Below are 18544 nucleotides of genomic sequence, written 5' to 3'. Positions count from 1 at the left end.
TGACCCCGTCGGTATGTTACTGGATATTCTGCGCCATCGGAGGCCTTGACCGCCGTCTGAGACTTGGGAACCAGAACTAACTTAGAGCTGGCAAAACGAGTCTGTCACCAGGCATTCACCAGAACCTCTCAGTGGACATCCAGCTGGACATTTGGCCGAAAAGCTTCCATCGCGATGTGAATCGTGCGTAACATGAGCGCGCATACCGGACCGATCGCCGTGCGCGCGGGTCCACCCGCGGCGTCGCGATCCCTTCGGGCCGTGGCGGGTTGGCTCGCCGGCGAACGGCCCGGCGCACGAAAGGACGCAACGGATATGCTCAAGAAGCTGGATCGACTATTCAGCTACGAGATGAAGGTCTCCGAATTCGTCGGAACCCTGATCATCCTCGGGATCCCTTACGGGCTCATCGGTCTCATCTGGACGCTGACCCACACCAGTCACCTGAAGGACATGCACGGCATCGACGTGGTCATCTCGTTCCTCGGGTCGATCGTCTGCTGGCCGGTGCTCACCTTCTCGAATGTGTGTATGACCTGATGATGATCTTGGTTTGGCTCATCGACATTCTGGTGATCGGCGTCAAGATCCTCGGTGGGCGCATGAACGTCAACCCGATCCTGCGCTACGGGCTCTGGCTCGCCGTGCTGAGTGCTGTCGTCGCGGGCATCGGTGTGCTCGGCTACCTCCTGGTGTTGCTGCAACATCAGCTCACCGAGTTGGCCTAGGCTGCGGCAACCAACTGTCCAAGATCCATAGCGAGCGGCAACTTGTACAGATCATCAACCGGGATGATCAGGGGCTCGAGATCCTTCACCGGCGTCTAATGCCTGGTAAATGACACTTCAGACTTCGGTCAATGTCGATCTCTTTGTCGCAATGGACTCTTGGAGGATAAGAATCATAATTTACATGTGGCTTGTGTCGCACTTCCGGTTCGTGCGACACTTCACACGCTCCGCGCCCTCGGAGGGGCGACCGCTAACCGGTCGGCGAGTGAGCGACGGAAGCCGAGAAAGGACTCGGGGCACTAGTGACTATCACCGAACAACCTCCGCGGCGGACCGATTTGGAGTTGGCGGTCCAAGACCTGCACGGGCTGTGGCAGCGGCATCCGCAACGGTCTCTGGAGACGCTGGGCCGTCAGGTGATGCTGGGGCGGGACGCGGTCATCGAACTGTTCCGGGCGATCTTCGCGCGCCGGTTCCCCTATCACGAGTTCATCAAGCAGTGCGCCTTCATGTCGAGTGTCTCGGCCGCGCCCACGGTGTTCGTCGCGATCCCCATCGCCGTCGTCGTCTCGATTCAGGTCGGCGCGCTGGTGAATCAGGTCGGTGCGACCACCTTCATCGGTGCGGTGGCCGGCCTCGGAATCATCCGGCAGGGTGCGCCGCTGGTCACCTCGCTGATGATCGCGGGCGCGGTGGGCTCGGCCATCTGCGCCGATCTCGGCTCGCGGACCATCCGCGAGGAGATCGACGCCATGATGGTGATGGGCGTGAATCCGGTGCGGCGCTTGGTCGCTCCGCGACTGGTGGCCGCGGTGCTGGTCAGCATGCTGCTGTGCGGATTCATCGTTTTCGTCGGGTTCGCGACCGCCTATATGTTCAATGTCTATGCCCAGTCCGGAACCCCGGGCTCCTTCATCGGTTCGTTCGCCTCCTTCGCGGTGGCCAACGACCTGATCGTCGCGCTGGTCAAGGCCGCGATATTCGGCGCGCTGACCGCGATCATCGCCTGCGACATCGGGTTACACGCCAAGGGCGGTCCCGGTGGCGTCGCCGATGCGGTCAACTCGGCGGTGGTCACCTCCGCGCTGATGTTGTTCGCGACGAACATCATCCTCACCCAGCTCTACAACACGCTGTTTCCGACGAGGGTCATCTGAGGTGGGCACGAAGTACACCCCGCCCGCCCTTAAACCATTCCGGGCGGTCGGTATGGCAGCGACGGTGCCCTCTCGAGCGAATCAGCGCGTGGGCCACCAGGCCATCACCTTCTTCCAGGCGGTGGCGGCAATTCCCTTTGTGCTCAGGCACTATCGCAAAGAGGTGCTGCGGCTCACCGCCGATGTCGGCTGGGGCAACGGCTCCCTGGTGGTCGGCGGCGGCACGGTGGGCGTGGTGATCATCCTGTGCGCGTTCGGCGGCATCACCGTCGGCATGGAATCCTTCACGGCACTTAATCTGCTCACGATGGGCCCGCTCACCGGCGCGATCTCCGGATTCGCGACGACAAGGGAATTGGCCCCGATTCTGGCGACGCTGGCCTTCGCGATCCAGGCGGGTTGTCGTTTCACCGCACAACTCGGATCGATGCGGATCTCCGACGAGATCGACGCGCTGGAATCCATGGCGATCCGGCCGCTGCCCTATCTGGTCACGGCTCGCATGATCGCCGCCACCCTGACCATAATTCCGCTGTATACCGTCGGCCTGGCCACCGCCTATCTGGCCACCAAGCTGTCGGTGCTGTTCCTGGGCGGCACCTCGGCCGGGACCTACGACCACTATTTCTTCCAATTCCTCATCGGCCCCGATGTTTTCTTCTCGCTGCTCAAGGTCGTGGTCTTCGTACTGCTCGCGACCTTCATCCAGTGCTACTACGGCTACACCGCGACCGGTGGTCCGGAGGGCGTCGGGGTGGCGGCGGGGCGCGCGATCAAGATGGTCATCGTTGTCATGGTTTTCGCCAATCTGTTTCTGACCCTGGCGATCTGGGGTATCGATCCCGGCTTCCGGATCTCGGGATAGGGGTCACGATGTTGTTCGATCCCAGTGGACGCGGCCCGACGGCCCGTCAGCTCACGCTGTCCGGTCTGGCCATGATGGCGGCCGTCGCGGTTCTGCTGGCGCTGCTGATGCTGCGTTACAACGGATACTTCCAGGAGAAAGTCCCGGTCACGGTCGAGCTGACCAGTACCGGCGACGGCCTGCCCACCCGCGCGGATGTGAAATTCCGCGGCATGGTGGTCGGCACGGTCGCCGCGGTGGAGGTGGTCGGCAAGGGTGCGCGTCAGCGTGCCAGCGTCGACCTGAAACCCGCTTTCGCGGGGACTATTCCGGCGGGCGTCACCGCGAGAGTCGTGCCGAACAATATCTTCGGTGTCACCGCGATCGAACTGCTCGACCAGGGCTCCGGCGGAGCGAAACTGGCCGCGGGTGCGACGATTCCGGAGGACACCAGCGCGGGCACGACGCAACTACAGACCACCCTCACCGTGCTGCGCGATGTGCTCGACAATATCCAGCCGGAGAAGCTCGGCCGCGTGCTCGCCACGCTGGCCGCCGCCCTCGATCCCGGCGCGCGGGTGCCGGGTTCGACCGTGGAGCGGCTGGACAACTGGCTGACGCAGGTGCATTCGATTCCCGGCATCGGGAATCTGCTCGGCGATCTGGGCCGCGCCACCACCGAACTGAGCCGTTCGGCGCCCGAATTGGTCGGCGTGCTCTCCGAATCGGTGACGGCGGCTCGCACATTGACCGAGCGCCGGGCCAATCTGGTTGCGCTGCTGTCGAATGCGAGCAACACGATTGAGTCGGTGAATGGTCTCTTCGCGGCCAATCCGAACTCGGCGAAGGACCTGATTCCGGGCCTGAACCAGGTCTTCGGCGATCTGGCCGAGGATTCGAATGCGATTCCCGACACCGTACGTAACCTCAACGCCACCCTGGCCAAGATGGTCCAGGTATTCCACTTCGGCCCGAGCCGCCAGATGGTGTGGACGATGGATGTGACCTTCACACCCTTCCAGCAGTACACCGCGAAGGACTGCCCGCGCTACGGATCGATGTCCGGTCCGCGTTGCGGCGGGCCCACGGTGCCGGAAGTCGCACCCGAGCAGGAATTTCCGCCACAGCTGACGCCGCGGTGGCTGGATGCCGCGGGGCCCGCCCCGACCGTGAACCCGCCCGGCGTGCAGGGGGCGCCGGGTGTGGGGGTTCCCGGACTTCCTGCAATCCCGGGGCTGCCCGCGATTCCAGGACTTCCGGTCATCCCCGGCCTGACCGCGCCCGCCGCGAACTATGCCGTCCCCGGCGCGAATAACGCCGTGCCCGGAGCCCGTCCGATCGCCGCCGGACGCGGGCACGCGGGTGTGGCGGCGATTGTCGGCGGCCAACCGAATGCCGCGCAGCTGCTCCTGCTGACGCCGCTGCTGGCAGGCGGCACGGTCACCGTTTACGACACCGGCGAAGGAGGTAACTGACCGTGAAATCCGGTAAGGCGCTCATCGGTTTCAGCTTCTTCGCGGTGCTCGCCATCGCGCTCACCTACACGATCTGGTCCACCCTGCAGCGCTCCGTTCCGGGCGGCACCGATTCCTATTCGGCGACCTTCTCCGATGTCATGGGCGTGCGGGTGGGCGACGATGTCCGGATGGCGGGCGTGCGGGTCGGCCGGGTCGATGCGATCGATTTCGATGATGATTACAAGGCGCGCATCGGCTTTCGTATCCAGGATCGGCAGCGGCTGACCAGTACCACCAAGGCGCTGGTGCGCTACCAGAATCTTATCGGCCAGCGCTATATCGCCCTGATTCCGGGTAAGGACGAGGGCGAGGCATTGCGGCCCGGCGCGCACATTCCGCTGGAGCGCACCGAACACTCCTTCGATGTCTCCTCGCTGCTCTCCGGTTTCGAGCCATTGTTCAGCGTGCTGCAACCGGATCAGGTGAATTCGCTGTCGGAGACGCTGATTCAGGCGTTACAGGGCGACGGTGTCTCGCTGAGCACGCTGATCACCCAGGCGGCGGAACTGGCGAGCACCTTCGGGCAGCGCGATCGCATTCTCGGCGATGTGATCACCAATCTCAGCAGCGTGCTGTCCGGATTGGCCAATCGCAGCAAGGAGCTCGAAACCTTGATCACCCAGTCGCGCGCCCTGGTGGAGGCGCTCTACGCCGAGGGTGAATCGCTGAAGCACTCCGTCGATCAGATCGCCGCGTCGACCGATTCCCTGGTCGGGCTGGTCACCCAGGTCAAACCCGACCTGGCCGAGGCACAGAATGACGCGACCACCGGTGTCGCGCTCCTGCTGCTGAACGGCGCGGCGCTGGACAAAGCTGCGGTGCAGTTCCCGACCATGCTGAATGCGCTGGCTCGATTCACCTCCTACGGCGCCTACGCCAACGCCTATATCTGCCGACTCGACGTGTCGCTGTGGGGTGTGCTGTTGCCACCCGGACTCTTCTCGCAGGTCGGCGGCAACTCTCAGTCGGAGGTGTGCCGGTGATGGCACGAATTCGGTTGCCCCGGTATTCGAAGAACCGCTACCTCTGGCTCGGTGTCATGGCCGCGGCTGCCGTGGCGCTGCTGCTGGTCGGTTCCAGCGCGATCTCCGAAGCGCGGCTGGCCGACAAGACGATCCACGCCGAGTTCGCGCAGGCGGCGGGGGTGCGGGTGGGGGCGACCGTCGACATCTCCGGAATCGAGGTCGGCGCGGTCCGGGCGGTCCGGCTGGTCGGGGACAAAGTCGTGCTCGATCTGCGCGTCCGCCGCGATCTGCGACTGGGCCCGAATGCCCGGGCCGCGATCAAGATGTCGACCATTCTGGGAAGGCTCCATATCGAGCTGACCCCTGGAGATGGTAAAGGACTGCCCGACAACACGATTCGGCTATCGAACACGGCCGTGCCGTACAACCTCGGCAAGGTGATCCAGGATCCGCAGTACAAGTCGTCGTTCGAGCGGATCGAACGGATCGATCCGCTCCAGCTGCGGCAGTCGCTCGACCTGCTGGATCGGCAGATGGGCGATTCCCCGCAGCTGACCGTCGCGGCGCTGGACAGTATCGGTGCGCTGGCGAAGGTGATCAACGAGCGCCGGGACGAGATCGACCTGCTGCTGAAGAGCATGGATCAGGTCTCCCAGTTGGTCTCCGACAACCAGAACAGCGTGCTACTGCTGCTGACCCGCGGTGAGGCGATCGGCAATGCGGTGGCGCTGCGCCAAAATCTGCTGCGGCAGTTGCTCGACAATGTCGCGTCGCTGACCGGACTACTGCAACAGATGGGCATCGAGAACAACGGTCAGCTGGGCCCGCTCATCGAGAATCTGAACACCATGACCGAGGGTCTGCAGAAGAATCGGGAGAACCTGGATCGGCTCTACGAAATTATGCCGGTGGCCTTCCGGCAGTTCAACAATTCGATGGGTAACGGGCCGTACGGTGAAATCTACGCACCGTGGCTCTTCCCGGATAACTGGCTGTGTTTCGCACAAGCGATATCGGGGTGCAACTGATGAAGTTTCGTGCGTTGATAAAACTGGCGGTGGTGTGCACGGCCGCGGCATTCGCGTCGGGCTGCTCGCTGCTGCCGGAGAGCATCAGCTCGCTGCCGGGTCAGTACCTCGGCGAACATCTGCGCATCAGTGCGGATTTCGAGAATGTCGCCGGTTTGTACGCGGGCAATGAGGTCGCGATTCTCGGGGTGCCGGTCGGCCGGGTCGATACGGTCACCGCGAAGGGTAGCTATGTCCAGGTGACGATGTCGATCGAGAAAGACATCAAGGTCCCGGCGGATGCCATGGCGGCGCTGATCTCACCGCAGCTGATCACCAACCGGCACGTCGAACTCGCCCCCGCCTACACCGGCAACGGCCCGACGCTGGCCGACGGCGACCATATCCCGTTGGCACGCACCCGAACTCCCGTCGAGCTGGATCGCATTCTGCAGAACTTCGATCAGCTCGGCGCGGCGCTGAAGGGTGACAGCGAGAACGGACCGATGGCGAGCCGGGTCCTGTTCCCGCTGTTGGACGGTAATGGCGATCGGCTCCGGGTGACGCTGGACGCGCTCTCCTCGGCCTTCGAGGTGACCTTCGCCAATAAGGACCAGATCGCCAACACCATCGTCAAGCTGAATGAGATCACCCAGGTGATCGCGTCGAACGACCAGACGGTGCGCGACTTCAGCGGCAGGCTCACCGAATTGGTGCAGCTGATGGGTGAACAGGCGCCGGGTTTGCACGCCGTGATCACCCAGCTGAACGATTTCGTCGCCAACACCTCGACCGTGGTGGGGCAGAATCACGATCAGCTGGCGGGGGCGTTGAACCGCTTCGTCACGATCACCGAGCAGATGCGAACGAATGCGCGCGCGCTCACCGAAATCGTCGACGTGACGCCGCTGTTCTTGCAGAACTACGCCAATGCCATCAGCTATGAGCATCGTGCGCTGCGCCTGCACGGCTTGCTCGACAAGATCACGCTCGACAGCGAGGCATTGTCGCTGTTCTGCGAGCGCGTCCAGATGCGGCTGGATGGCTGCCGAACGGGAAGGATTCAGGATATGGGTCCGGATTTCGGTCTCACCGCAGCCCTGTTGGGGATTACCGAATGAGAACGCGGGCAAGGAGTTATGTTCTCCGCGCCATGGCCGCCGTGCTCGTCGCGGCCGGTATCGGCAGCGCCACCGGATGCGCCGTGACCGTTGACAATGTGCCACTGCCCAAACCGGGGATCGGCGCTGAGGGCTACGTCATCCACGCCGCGTTCCGGGATGCGCTGAATCTGCCGGACCGGGCGCATGTGAAGATCGGCGGCACCGATATCGGTGTCGTCACCGGCATCAGCACCATCAATTTCATCGCCGATGTGGAAATGCTGATCCGCGAGGACATCCGGTTGCCGCGCGGCACCACCGTCGAGCTGAGGCAAGCGACCCCGCTCGGTGACATCTTCGTCGCCATGACGCTGCCTGCCGCACCATCGGACGCCGAGGTGCTGCGATCCGGCGATACCATCGGCACCGAGCACACCTCGGCGGGCGCCTCGGTCGAACAACTGATGGTCTCGATCTCCATGCTGCTCAACGGCGGTGGCCTGAACCAGGCCGCCAAGATCACCTCCGAGATGAACTCCATGTTCGCCGGGCGGGCACCGCAGCTGGCGCATCTGCTCACCGAACTCGGCAGTGCGATCGATGCACTGAATCAGCGCACCGCCGATATCGATAGTGTGCTTTCCGGCGTCTCCGTGCTGACCGGAGAATTGGCAACACGCAAGGCCCAACTCGGCGAGGCCGCGGATACCTTCCCGGCGCTGCTCGGTCTCTTCGCCGAGAACAACCGGGATATGTCGGCCCTCATCGGCAAGGTGTCGACCACCATGGCCGCGCTCGGCGACTTCACCGATACCACCGGGCCGGAATTCGTCAGCCTCTTCGACAGCATCCAGAAGCTGATGTCCGGCTTCACCGAGGCCGATGAATTGGGCCAGGCGCTGGAACGTTTCGACCAGCTCTACCCGTCGATCATGGCCAACTTCGACGGCCCCCAGCTGGCTATGCAGGCCAACGTCTCGTATCTGAGCCTCGGCGCGCTGACCGATCCCACCGGCAGCAGACTGCCCGACTTCGGTGATGTGACCGCCTTCATCGGCAGCCTCACCCAGGTGATCGAGAAGGTGATCGGTCGCCTGAACAGCGCACCGCGGCCGGGAGGCGGACGATGAATATTCCGTTGTGGAACTACCTGGTTCGGCGCCGTGTCGCGGTCGCCAATATCGGGTCGATCATCGTGCTCATCCTCGGCTCTTCCTACCTGGGCGCCGCGGTACTGCGGTTCAATCCGCTGCCGAGTACCTACCGGGTCACCGTGCAGCTGCAAACCTCCGGCGGGTTGCTGCCGAATAATGACGTCACCTTCCGCGGTATCCGGGTCGGCCGGGTCGAGGAGGTCCGGGTTTCCGGCACCGGCGTCGCCGCCGTGGCCGAGATCGATTCCACGGCAAAGATTCCCGTCGGCGGCACGGTCGCCGTCGGGCGTCTCTCGGCGGCCGGTGAGCAGTATCTGGACTTCCGGCCCGATTCCGACACCGGTCCGTATCTGACCGATGGCGGGGTGGTCGAGATGTCGCAGACCAAGGCCCCGGTCACCATCCAGTCGGTGCTCACCAATGTGAGCGCGCTGATCGGCGGGATGAATCCGCAGCGCCTCACCGTGATCATCGATGAGCTCGATAAGGCGCTCGCCGGTGGACCGGATCGGCTGCGCAATATGATCTCCGGGATCAGCCGGGCGATGGCCGGGCTCACCGATCTGCTGCCGCAGACCCGTCAGCTCATCGAGAACCTCGAGGTGATCTCCGAGACCACCTCGCACGCACAGCCGGATCTGACGACACTGACGACCGGCGCGGGTGCACTCTTCGAGCAGCTCACCGCCGCCGATCAGGAGGTGCGCCGGTTCCTAGATCTCGCGCCCGGTCAATTGGCGACGCTGGGCGGGTTCGTCGAGGAGACCAAGGATCCGGTGACGAACCTGGTAACGAATTTCGTCGCGATCACCAAGGCCGCGAAGCTCCGTGCTCCGGCCATCGCCGCGCTGTTTCCGGCCCTGCGGGAGGGGGCGCGGGCCATCGGTGTTCCGGCCTGGGACGGTTCGTATCACACGCTGGTCGATCCGTGGCCGCGGCCGTGGTGCGAGTACGACACCATCCCGGTGGTCGCGACGAACATTCAGACCGATACCCGGGTGCGGCTCTACAACTACTGCGTCACCGATAACCCGGCGCTGCAGGTGCGCGGTTCGGCGAACGCGCCCCGGCCCAATGTGCCGGACAACGGATCCGGCCCGCCGCCGGGAGTGACCGGTAATGAACTGTCCCGACCCGTACCCGGCAGATAGGAACGAGCACTGTGAGCGAGAAGGATATCGACACCGAGACGACGGTCGACGCCGAACCGGCCTCGGGCGCAGGTGGTCTGCTCGGGCGGTTGCGGCCCGGCCCCAAGGGCGCCATCGCGATTCGTGCCGCCGCGGCCCTGCTGCTCGGCGCCTCGCTCGCCTCCTCGGTCTACTTCTTCGTGCAGGACCGCGAGAGCGACCGCCTGCTGGCGGCCCATGAGGAAGCTCGTACCGCCGCCTGCGCATACGCCCCCGTGCTCGCCGAATATGACGCGAAGAACCTCGACACCTACTTCGCCGCGGTGCTCGACGGCGCGACCGGAGACTGGAAGAAGCAGTTCGGCGACACCAGCAGGGAGCTGAAAGAGGTGCTGTCCCAAGGCGAAGTGGTGTCGAAGTCCAATGACGTCCAGTGCGCGATCAAATCCGGTGACGACACCTCCGCCGAGGCGATCGTGGTGATCGGCCAGACCATCACCAGCCTCGGCACCCAGGGCAAGCCCATGCCGGGCCAGCTGTCGATGGTGATGCGCATGGCGAAGGTGGACGGCAAATGGCTGGTCAACAAGGTGAATTCGCCACTCGCCCCGACCCCACAGCAGTAGTCCGCCACGATCATCGCTGGTTGGTGGAGTTGCGTGCACCGGCTGGCGGCTACTCCACTACGAGGCGGACGGTCCCGATGATCAGTGCGACGGCACCCGCGAAACCGGCGATCATGAACCAGTATTCCGTCGGAATGTAGAACAGTGTGGCGCGCCGCGGACGCCAGAGGATCCCGGTAGCGGGATCTCGCGCCGGCTGGTCGAATACCCGCTCCATCAGCAGGTTCAGCAGCCAGAACGTCGGCGACAGCAGCAGTACGTTGATTCCCCACAGGATCACGTTCACCGGCTCGCTGGGATGCTGATCACCGAGAATTCGATGCTCGAGCGCCAGTGCCGGGAAGACCACCGCGGGGATGGCCAGGAACAGCACGATTCCCCAACGACTCCAGATGACCACGTGTTCCCCCACCCACAAGCTATGGCGAGGCGCCAAACGGCACATCGCCTCGACACCACACGGCTGTCCACCGTGTCGGTGTGAACGAATCGAAAAGTTATCGGCAAGCCGGTCGGTCCGCAACTCGTCGTATCGCGTCGCATCCTGGCGGCGATGAGCGGCTACTTGCGCCTGAGCTCGCCGTCCGGTCATTCGGGTTGGCTGATGGTGTGACGCGGGCCGCTTCGGGTTGCCAAGTCGAAGAATCGTCAATAACTTAGATGGTATCCAAAGGGTGTTCTACGGGGAGGAATCGTGATTCTATGAGGCGAAACAGCGATTAACTGAGGGGCTACGTTTCCGGTTCTGGATCTGATGTGCGGGTCCGTTCGGTTGCTTCCTCGGTGCGCAGTCGCACCTTCACGTGACCGGCTTCCGGTCGCCAGGGAATTTCTCAGGGCTGTCACGCATTTCGTGCGCGGCGGTCGTCATCGTCATGTTGTTGGAGGACGAGATGGTTGATTCGATGCGTCCGGGAGCAGGTATCTCGCCGGTTTCCCGACGGACCCTGCTGAAAGCGGCCGGGGTCGCCGCGGCCGGGACGGCGCTCGCCGGTGCCGGGAGATTCACCGCACGCGCGACGCCGGGTTCGGGTGCCACGCGGGTGGCGGTGCTCGGCGGTGGCGTCGCCGGGCTCACGGCCGCGCACGAACTGGCCGAGCGAGGCTTCTCCGTCACCGTGTATGAGCGAAAAGCGTTCGGCGGCAAAGCGAAAAGTATGTATGTACCGGGTACGGGGTCCGGTGGACGCCGGGATCTACCGGGTGAACACGGCCACCGTGGCTACTTCGGGTTCTATCGCCACCTGCCGGACACCTTGGGGCGAATTCCGTTCCCGGGCAACGCTAATGGTGTGCTGGGCAATCTGGAGACCCTCGCCGATGTCAGCCTCGCCCGTGCGGGACGTCTTCCGGACTGGGTGCTGACCGACCCGATACACACCCCGGATCTGATCACTATCGACAGCATTCGGCAGATGCTGCTCGGTACGTTGGTGCACGCGGTGTTCATCCCGCCGTGGGAGGCCGCCTATGTCGTCGATCGCATTCTCGTGTACCTGACCAGTTGTGATGAACGGCGGTACGGGCAGTGGGAGTACCTGTCCTGGTGGGATTACCTCGGCGCGTCCGCGAGAACCATCGATTATCAGCGTGTATTCGGTGGTTCGGCCCAGATCATCCAGGCATTGAAGGCTCAAACGGCCAGCGCTCGCACGGCCGGACAGGGCATCGAGTCGATCCTGTTTTCCGGTTACCTCCAGCTGCCGGGCAGCTCCGGGCCCCTCAACCGGGTGATGAACGCGCCGACGAACGAGGCGTGGATCGATCCGTGGATTCGATACCTCGAATCGCTCGGTGTCGAATTCCGGCTTCCCGCAGAGGTTGTCGGACTGGATCTCGACGGTGATCGGATCGGCGGTGCGCGAGTTCGCGGACCAGGGGGTACGGAGTCAGTGGACGCGGACTGGTTCGTGCTGGCCGTTCCGTTGGAGCGGGCCACGCCACTGCTCACCACATCCGAACTGGCCGCGCGTGATCCGCAATTCGAGAACCTGAAGAAGCTACAGACCTCGTGGTCCAACGGTATTCAGTACTACCTCAACCGGGAACCTGCGGTGCTGCGTGGCCACGTCGCGCACATCGACTCGCCGTGGAAGCTGGTGTCGCTGCCACAGGGGCAGATCTGGCGCGAGAACTTCAGCCAGACCTGGGGTTCGGGGCGGGAGAAGGACTGCCTGTCGGTGGTCATCTCCGATTGGGTGGAGGAGCCCGGGGTATTGCACGGCAAACCGGCCAGTCGATGCACGCCGCAGCAGATCGCGGAAGACGCCTGGGAACAGATGAAGCGGCATGTGAACGACTCGGGCACGCAGGTTTTGACCGACGACATGATCGAGTCGTACTTCATCGACCCCGCGGCGCAGGGCCTGGGCACCGATGAGCCGTACAACGACGAACGCTACTTCCTGAACACGGTCGGATCATGGAATCTGCGCCCGACGGCGCATACCGCTGTTCCGAATCTGTTTCTGGCGGCGGACTATGTCCAGACTCCCAAGAACATCGACTTCACATCGATGGAGGCCGCGAACGAGGCGGGCCGCCACGCGGTCAACGCACTGCTGGATACGGCGGGGTCGCGCGAGCCGCATGCGGCGTTGTTCGACGGTTACCGCCCGCCCGAACTGGAACCGCTGAAGGCGGTCGATCGGGCCCGGTATCTGGCGGGGCAGCCCAACATTTTGGACATCGGATGACGCGGCATCCGATTCGAATTTCGCTCGGCCTGTTCGGCATATCGGTCGTGGCGGTGTCCGCGTCGATCGGTCCGGCGGCGGCCGCGCCGCCGGCGCCGACCTGTCACGGCCTGCCCGCCACCATCGTGGGAGCCGGTTACCTCCAGGGCACACTGGGCGACGACGTGATCGTGGGGTCCGATGGCATCGATTGGATCGACGGTGGCGCGGGCAACGACACCCTCTGCGGACTGGGCGGCAACGACTTCGTCATCGGCGGTCCCGGTGACGATCTCGTCGACGGCGAATCGGGAACGGATGCCGTTCTCGGCGACCGATTCGCATTGCTGGGCAACGTCGACGGTCCCGGTGGTGACGATATCGTGCTCGGTGGCCCCGGCGATCTGGACATCATCGCCGGTGACAACGCGGCCATCATCGGTGATGCCTCGGGCCGCGCGGGTAGCGACCATGTCGACGGCGGTCCGGGGAATCTGGATATCCACCACGGCGACAACGCGTCATTTCGTGGCAACGCCTCGGGGCCGGGCGGTAACGATGACCTGGTCGACTCGTCGGGCGAGCTGGAGATCTTCGTGGGCGACAACGGCGCGATCACCGGCACTGCCGTCGGCCCCGGTGGCGATGACACCATCACCGATTCCTCGGGGACGGTGTTCTCCATGAACGGCGACAATACGAGTTTCTACGGAGCAAATGGCCCGGCGGGCAACGATATTCTCGCCGGACCGCCCGGTGGGTCCGGATTCGTCATCGGTGACAATCAGTCCGCCCTCGGCCCGACGGTCAGCGGCACCACCGGCGGCAACGACACCATCATTCTCGGTGACGGCCCGAATGGGCTCGGGGCGCCGGTCGAGGGCGACAATATCGTCGCCGCCGTCGATGTCACCATCGACGGTCTGGTGTTGGGTCTACTCGGGATGCCGGGAGTGGACCGGATGCCGATCCCGCTATCCGTCATCACCGGTCACTGGCCGGGCATATTCGGATACACCCGGGGCAGCGGCGACGATCGGATATCGGGCGGACAGTCCAACGACGCCATCGACGGCGGCCCCGGAGATGACGATATCGACGGTGGCGGCGGCATCGATCGCTGCGACGGCGGCCCCGGCCGGAACTCTGTTCGGAATTGTGGAATTGCTGCCGATGTTCGTTGATCAGTCGCCGACCAACCGCACATCGGCGGTGAACATGCCATGGAAGCCGGGCATGAAATGGTGCGGCAAGGTCGCGATCCCCACCGGCGCGGCCTCGATATCGCGGGCATCGAGAATGACCACGGCCGTCCGGTGGCGTGCGCGGTCGTAGTTGACGACCAGCAGCCAACCGTCGTCTTCGCCGGCCGTGGCTGTGCGTGGAACGAAGACGGGTTCACCGGGAAAGTCGCCATCCGCGAATTCATGCAACCACGTCTGCCCGGTTCGGTTGTCGAGCTTGATGATTCCAGCGGTGCTGCCGTCCCCGTGCACGAAGTACGAATAGCGGTACTCCCGCGTGGTGCGGCGCCAATCGTGCATCGGGAATTCCGACAGCAGCTCCGTCCGGTCTTCGACGATCACCCTGTCCGACGGTGTAATTCGCACTCGGCTGGGAATACCTCCGACGAGCCTTTCCTGGTCACGGAATCCGCACAGCATCGCCGACAGCTCGGTCCAGTCGTCGTAGCGAACCAGATCGATGACTACCTCACCGCCGATTTCGTAGGCATTGTTGACGTGTGCCTTCGCAATCACATCGGCCGGGAACATTCGCGGCTTGCCGCCGTCACGTGGCACCAGCAGGACCAGTGTGCCCAAGTCGGATTCGTGAACCGTGGCGGCGTTCGCGTCGATCAGCCCCAGTCCGAACTGAATCGGATGCTTGACATGCAATGGATCGAGGAGGAAAACGAAGCAGTTCTCAGTCAACCCGAAATCGTGATTGATGAAGATCCGCGGTAGCGGCACCGTCCTGATCGTAGACAGCCGTCCGCTTCGATCGATCCGGTAACAGCGCAGTGCGGCAATGGCGCCCGGCCGTGGCACGCGTGGAATCGTCAGCCCGAAATTGAACATCTCACCGGTGTGCGGGTCCAGTTTGGGGTGCGGGGAGAATGTGCTCCACAGTGGCAGTCGACCGCGGAAATGGGCTCGGCCCAACGTCGCCAAGCTGTCGGGGTCGATCTTCCATGGACGACCGTCGTCGGTCAGCGCCAATAGTTTTTCGGCGTGATAGATCGCGTGGGTATTGGCCCGATCGCGCGGTGGACGACCGGCGTTCGCCAACACCCCACCCGGCGCATTGGTCCCCATACCCCGGATCCGCTTACCCCGGCCTCGCTCCTCGGCGCGGAACTTCGGGGTCCGGACGTACCGATTCCGATAGCGCAATTCGCCGTTCTCGAACACGAATTTGGCGATCATGCCATCGCCGTCGAACAGGTGCTGGGCGTAGAATCCACCTGCTTCCCAGCGAACGGGGCCGTTGCGGTATAACGTACCCGACAGTTCCGTCGGAATGACGCCGACGACATCGTCGACCACCACGTCGTCGTATTCACCCACAGCGGGTTCACGTATCGAATGCTCGATCAGGTCGGTCAATTCGGTCACCTCCAAGTCGAATTGCTTCCCACTCGGCCGATGCCGGTGGATGCGGCAGTCGCGATGTCGGAAAGCCGCATTGAAGTCCAACACGTCGGCGACCGGCGCACGGATCGTCCATCGGATATTTGCCGTGCGCCCGGTGATCACCGATTCTGTTGTGGTGCAGGAAGTTTCAGATGAGAGCCTGCTGCTTGCGGATCCGGCGCTGCACGTCCCGCAGCAACGTCTTGCTGCCGCCGACCCGGAGGAATTTGGGAATGAACCGATTGACGAATCCCACGAACAGGAACAGATGCTCGAACCGGCGCTGGTCGGCGGCCGTCCACTCCACACCCATCTGCTCGCGGAAGTACGGCGGCAGATATCCGGCGGTCAGGAAGCGCAGCAAACCGCCGAAGATCAGTCGCAGGTACCAGTGGATCATCCGCAGATGTACCAGGTCGTCGACGAAGGCGCGAACGTCCTCGTCTGTGCTGATATGCCTACATGCCTCGTTCCAGTACGCCTCGAAGTCGGCCCGCGTCGCCGGCCACATATCCTCGCGAACCTGCAGGGTGGTACCGAGGGTCGATGACGTCTGGTAGAACGACTCGGCCTGCTCCGGACTCATCTTGCCGTTGAGCAGCTGGTAGGCATCCTCGAAGCCGATAAATAGGCAGGCCGCCACCCACAGCTGCACATTCCGGTCGAAGGCGTTGTATTTCACCTTCGCGCCCGGCTCCGACTTCACCTGCCGATGCGCGACATTGACCGCCTCGCGGAAGATCTTCTTCTCCTCCGGGGTACCGAGGATGGCTACGGCCAGATAGGACGCGGTGGTCCGTAACCGCTTCCACGGATGCACCATGATCGCACCGGACTCCACCTTGCTTTCGACGACGCCGCGACCCACCTGCGGGCTGCCCATCTGCATAGCCACATTCGCCGCGGCGCCGGAGAACTGCCAGAAATCGAGTGCGTCCTGCAGCCGCGGTGGCCGCTTGGTCTCCCGGTGAACACCCGGGATGTGGATGCGGGTCTGCTCGGTGGTCAGCGGTGGTAGCTCGCCTCGATCCGGTTGTGGGTCCACCGTCGTCCGCCGGTGTCGTACGGGGGCGGCGAGCTCCTCCACGTACGAATGACCGTGCGGATCATCGTAGTTCGGCTCCCATGGCTGCGTTGCCGTTGTCATATGAATCCTTACTCGATACTTCTTGTGGAATCCTGTCGAGCCACTGCGGGATCGGCTCGCTTGGTCGGCGTCTGAACGGTGGCGCGCACCTTCCCGCTCCGCGCCGGGATGAGGCCCGGTGCCCCCTTGTCACCGGGCCCGGATACGCGGGCCGGTGACCACGTATCCCGTGCGGTCGGCGCGTGCGGAGAGTCACGCCGCGGCCGTCCACCGCTCACCCCACCCGTCATCCGACAGCTCCTTCTCGCCCCGTCGGTGCGCCTGGACTACCTGGCGCTGACTGTTATGTTACTGGATATTCTTCCTCTAGCCGAGGAATTCTTCAGAGAAGTGCTCAGAACAGCGTGGTGAGTCACCGGGTGAGATGGTGATATGTTGCCCTTGAGTCTGGGCGGAGATATCGGCTCGCGCCGCGGGCAAGTCTATGGAGTGTCAGGGGTGCACAGGATGACCTGCATCAGCCGGATGACCCTGGCCTGTGAGCAGATCGGGTTCTGCGGGCCGAGCCACTGACCGAGATCAACGACCAGGGCCATCGCGGCGTGCACCAGTACCCTGGCCTCGGCGGCGGAAAGTTCCGGGCGCATCCGGGCGACGAGTTTGGCCCACTCTTCGACATTGAGCCGCTGAATGTTCCGCAGTACCGTGCGATCCTCCGGCGGCACATTGCTGATCTCGGAGTAATAGACGAAGGTGAGCTCCCGCTCGGAAAAGGAGCCCCGCACGTAGAGCTCGATCAGGGTGGTCAGCGCCTGCTCCGGGCCGTCCGAGGCGGCGATGGCGGGCCCGATGGCGGCGGAAACCCGTTGCGCCGCACGGCGGAACGCGGCCGCGAGAATATCGCCCTTGCTGCGGTAGAACCGGTACACCGCCGAGGAGGCGGGCAGTCCGGCCGCGGTGGCGATATCCTCCACGCTCACATTGGGATACCCGTGTTCGTGGAACAGTTCAATGGCCCGCTTCAGCAGCAGCTCGTGTTTGAAAGCCAGCGGAACTTCGGTGGCGCCGGTGGATTCGGTATCTCGGCCGAGCGGTGGCAGATCACTGTGCAGCACGGTCTCGCAGGCCGAGCGCAGCAGGGTCGTCAGCGATCGCACCGGTACCGTGACGTGGTGGTCGGAGATGCTGCCCACGATGCTGAGCGCTGCGGTCGAGAGCACCGCGCGTTGGGCCCCGTCCAGTTCCGGTCGTGTCTCGGCGAGCAGTTCGCTCAGCACCGTATAGGTCCGGATCAGCTGGTTGATCAGGACCTGGTAGTCGTCGGGCTCGAGATAGCGGCTCTGCCAGCGCAGCAGGGCGGCGCTGCGGCGATTCGCGATGGACTTCGCGATGAGTGCGTCCAGAATGTGTGCGAGCCGTTGCGTGGCAGGCGAATCCGCCACTTCCGCGGGCAACCGCACCGCCTCCTCGCTCAGCGCGCTGAGCCGTAACGCCTCTTCGCGGAAGAGCGCGTATTTGCTGGGGTAGTGACGGTAGAGCGCGGTGGAGCTGATATCGAGCCGGGCGGCGATGTCCTCCATGCTCACGCCGTAGTAGCCCAGCGCGCCGAACGCCTCGGCGGAGGCCGCCGCGATCTGTGCCCGGCGGTCGCGCGGGCGGCGCCGGATCACTCGTGGCGCCCCGGAGTCCTCCTTCGCCTCGCGCGGAGCGCGGGGTTTCTGGGCATCCATTCAGCGATGGTAACCCAACCGGATGCTCGGTAAAGCCGCGTTAACGTGCCCGAATGCGAATTGAACCGTAGATCACAAGTAGGGGGTAACAATGCTCACTACATGCGCGATCATACTAATGAGGTGAAGAATACCTCTTAACATATTCGAGCTGTCGGCATACCGTGATCGCCCGGGCCGAG

Annotated in this window: 17 protein-coding genes; 13 read left to right on the top strand and 4 right to left on the bottom strand. The window is 63.9% G+C overall.

Annotation, left to right across the window (positions count from 1 at the left end; genetic code table 11):
* Positions 1–315 precede the first annotated feature (315 nt).
* From AB0H61_RS24650 to AB0H61_RS24600, 11 genes are all read left to right on the top strand, one after another.
* The gene (locus AB0H61_RS24650) at positions 316–540 is read left to right on the top strand and encodes a hypothetical protein (protein ID WP_357308743.1); all 225 of its coding nucleotides are present in this window, start codon (positions 316–318) and stop codon (positions 538–540) included.
* Positions 540–728 carry a hypothetical protein gene (locus AB0H61_RS24645; protein WP_357308491.1) on the top strand — a complete coding sequence of 63 codons (189 nt, stop codon included), beginning with the start codon at positions 540–542 and terminating at the stop codon, positions 726–728. Before AB0H61_RS24650 ends, AB0H61_RS24645 begins: the two co-directional genes overlap by 1 nt.
* A 305-nt stretch (positions 729–1033) precedes the next feature.
* Entirely contained in the window at positions 1034–1888 is an 855-nt protein-coding gene (locus AB0H61_RS24640) for an ABC transporter permease (RefSeq protein ID WP_357308488.1), read from the top strand.
* A gap of 1 nt (position 1889) precedes the next feature.
* On the top strand, positions 1890–2753 hold the full coding sequence (locus AB0H61_RS24635; RefSeq protein ID WP_357308485.1) for an ABC transporter permease: 864 nt from the start codon (positions 1890–1892) through the stop codon (positions 2751–2753).
* Positions 2754–2761: 8 nt separating this feature from the next.
* Complete coding sequence (locus AB0H61_RS24630; RefSeq protein ID WP_357308482.1) at positions 2762–4207, top strand: MCE family protein; 1446 nt, start codon at positions 2762–2764, stop codon at positions 4205–4207.
* Positions 4208–4209: 2 nt separating this feature from the next.
* Positions 4210–5232: an MlaD family protein gene (locus AB0H61_RS24625; protein WP_357308479.1), complete on the top strand. Its 1023-nt coding sequence runs from the start codon at positions 4210–4212 to the stop codon at positions 5230–5232.
* Positions 5232–6242 (top strand): MlaD family protein, encoded by a 1011-nt coding sequence (locus AB0H61_RS24620; RefSeq protein WP_357308476.1) that lies wholly within the window; start codon positions 5232–5234, stop codon positions 6240–6242. Before AB0H61_RS24625 ends, AB0H61_RS24620 begins: the two co-directional genes overlap by 1 nt.
* Positions 6242–7342, top strand: coding sequence for an MCE family protein (locus tag AB0H61_RS24615; RefSeq protein WP_357308473.1), 1101 nt, complete (start codon positions 6242–6244; stop codon positions 7340–7342). Before AB0H61_RS24620 ends, AB0H61_RS24615 begins: the two co-directional genes overlap by 1 nt.
* A 32-nt stretch (positions 7343–7374) precedes the next feature.
* Positions 7375–8454, top strand: a complete 1080-nt coding sequence (locus AB0H61_RS24610) for an MCE family protein (RefSeq protein WP_357308740.1) — start codon at positions 7375–7377, stop codon at positions 8452–8454.
* Positions 8451–9629 (top strand): MlaD family protein, encoded by a 1179-nt coding sequence (locus AB0H61_RS24605; protein WP_357308470.1) that lies wholly within the window; start codon positions 8451–8453, stop codon positions 9627–9629. Before AB0H61_RS24610 ends, AB0H61_RS24605 begins: the two co-directional genes overlap by 4 nt.
* An 11-nt stretch (positions 9630–9640) precedes the next feature.
* A complete protein-coding gene (locus AB0H61_RS24600; RefSeq protein ID WP_357308467.1) occupies positions 9641–10234 on the top strand; it encodes a hypothetical protein in 594 nt (197 codons plus the stop codon).
* Between the two features lie 49 nt (positions 10235–10283).
* Here AB0H61_RS24600 and AB0H61_RS24595 read toward each other — a convergent pair whose 3' ends face one another.
* Positions 10284–10646: a hypothetical protein gene (locus tag AB0H61_RS24595; protein WP_357308464.1), complete on the bottom strand. Its 363-nt coding sequence runs from the start codon at positions 10644–10646 to the stop codon at positions 10284–10286.
* 481 nt (positions 10647–11127) lie between these two features.
* Here AB0H61_RS24595 and AB0H61_RS24590 point away from each other — a divergent pair, with 481 nt between their 5' ends.
* Complete coding sequence (locus AB0H61_RS24590) at positions 11128–12930, top strand: FAD-dependent oxidoreductase (protein WP_357308461.1); 1803 nt, start codon at positions 11128–11130, stop codon at positions 12928–12930.
* Positions 12927–14093: a calcium-binding protein gene (locus AB0H61_RS24585; protein ID WP_357308458.1), complete on the top strand. Its 1167-nt coding sequence runs from the start codon at positions 12927–12929 to the stop codon at positions 14091–14093. Before AB0H61_RS24590 ends, AB0H61_RS24585 begins: the two co-directional genes overlap by 4 nt.
* Here AB0H61_RS24585 and AB0H61_RS24580 read toward each other — a convergent pair whose 3' ends face one another.
* From AB0H61_RS24580 to AB0H61_RS24570, 3 genes are all read right to left on the bottom strand, one after another.
* Positions 14094–15518 (bottom strand): carotenoid oxygenase family protein, encoded by a 1425-nt coding sequence (locus AB0H61_RS24580; protein ID WP_357308455.1) that lies wholly within the window; start codon positions 15516–15518, stop codon positions 14094–14096. It lies immediately after the preceding gene.
* A 175-nt stretch (positions 15519–15693) separates the two neighbouring features.
* On the bottom strand, positions 15694–16692 hold the full coding sequence (locus AB0H61_RS24575; RefSeq protein ID WP_357308452.1) for an oxygenase MpaB family protein: 999 nt from the start codon (positions 16690–16692) through the stop codon (positions 15694–15696).
* Between the two features lie 422 nt (positions 16693–17114).
* Positions 17115–18362, bottom strand: a complete 1248-nt coding sequence (locus tag AB0H61_RS24570) for a TetR/AcrR family transcriptional regulator (protein ID WP_357308449.1) — start codon at positions 18360–18362, stop codon at positions 17115–17117.
* Between the last annotated feature and the right edge of the window lie 182 nt (positions 18363–18544).

Origin of the sequence: Nocardia sp. NPDC050710 (genome assembly GCF_040654375.1) — a bacterium.
GTDB lineage: Bacteria > Actinomycetota > Actinomycetes > Mycobacteriales > Mycobacteriaceae > Nocardia.
This window is presented reverse-complemented; position numbering and strand designations above follow the sequence as displayed.

What these genes read in the sequence shown, in the direction of transcription:
- AB0H61_RS24630 (WP_357308482.1), top strand. Translation starts at nt 2,762, where the DNA reads ATGTTGTTCGATCCCAGTGGACGCGGCCCGACGGCCCGTCAGCTCACG.
- AB0H61_RS24610 (WP_357308740.1), top strand. Translation starts at nt 7,375, where the DNA reads ATGGCCGCCGTGCTCGTCGCGGCCGGTATCGGCAGCGCCACCGGATGC.
- AB0H61_RS24620 (WP_357308476.1), top strand. Translation starts at nt 5,232, where the DNA reads ATGGCACGAATTCGGTTGCCCCGGTATTCGAAGAACCGCTACCTCTGG.
- AB0H61_RS24605 (WP_357308470.1), top strand. Translation starts at nt 8,451, where the DNA reads ATGAATATTCCGTTGTGGAACTACCTGGTTCGGCGCCGTGTCGCGGTC.
- AB0H61_RS24585 (WP_357308458.1), top strand. Translation starts at nt 12,927, where the DNA reads ATGACGCGGCATCCGATTCGAATTTCGCTCGGCCTGTTCGGCATATCG.
- AB0H61_RS24575 (WP_357308452.1), bottom strand. Translation starts at nt 16,692, where the DNA reads ATGACAACGGCAACGCAGCCATGGGAGCCGAACTACGATGATCCGCAC.
- AB0H61_RS24615 (WP_357308473.1), top strand. Translation starts at nt 6,242, where the DNA reads ATGAAGTTTCGTGCGTTGATAAAACTGGCGGTGGTGTGCACGGCCGCG.
- AB0H61_RS24570 (WP_357308449.1), bottom strand. Translation starts at nt 18,362, where the DNA reads ATGGATGCCCAGAAACCCCGCGCTCCGCGCGAGGCGAAGGAGGACTCC.
- AB0H61_RS24650 (WP_357308743.1), top strand. Translation starts at nt 316, where the DNA reads ATGCTCAAGAAGCTGGATCGACTATTCAGCTACGAGATGAAGGTCTCC.
- AB0H61_RS24590 (WP_357308461.1), top strand. Translation starts at nt 11,128, where the DNA reads ATGGTTGATTCGATGCGTCCGGGAGCAGGTATCTCGCCGGTTTCCCGA.
- AB0H61_RS24645 (WP_357308491.1), top strand. Translation starts at nt 540, where the DNA reads ATGATGATCTTGGTTTGGCTCATCGACATTCTGGTGATCGGCGTCAAG.